Genomic DNA, 576 nt, shown 5'->3' with positions numbered 1-576 from the left:
CACTGGAACTGGAGAGGCGCATCGAGGACCTGACCGAGCAGGCGAAGCTTCTCTATTCCGACATGTCGCTCGCATGGCAGAAGCTGGAGGCCGTCGGCGGCGACGACGCGGTCGCCCGGATCGAAGCCAGACGCCGCACCATCTTCCTCGAAATCGAGGATCTGGCGCGACGCTATCTCACACTCAGGACCGGCACGTTTGCCGCCGAACAGGCGCTGCATATCTACCGCGAAAAACATCGCAGCTCGATGATGAACCGCGCTTCGGAGGCTTTTCGCCTGATCACCGGCGGCAGCTATTCAGGCCTTACCTCGCAACCCGACAAGGACAAGGAAATCCTGATCGGCGTGTCGGGTGACGGCAGTTCGAAGCTTGCCGATGCCATGTCGACCGGCACCCAGTTCCAGCTCTATCTGGCGCTCAGGCTTGCCGGTTATGAGGAGTTCGCCGCACTCCGTCCGCCGGTCCCATTTGTCGCCGACGACATCATGGAGAGTTTCGACAATCCCCGCTCCGAAGAGGTGTTCCGCCTGCTCGGCGAAATGGCCAAGGTGGGACAGGTGATCTACCTGACGC

General features: G+C 61.3%; 1 protein-coding gene. It reads left to right on the top strand.

What is annotated here, in order from left to right; all coding sequences use genetic code 11:
• Window positions 1-576, top strand: a 576-nt coding sequence (locus AC1D0P_RS27360) for an ATP-binding protein (RefSeq protein WP_477679603.1), incomplete at both ends; no start/stop codon positions are given.

This window comes from Polaromonas sp. P1_G2 (assembly GCF_056405515.1).
The sequence above is the reverse complement of the archived record's forward strand: the minus strand, read 5'-3'. Positions and strand labels throughout refer to the sequence as shown.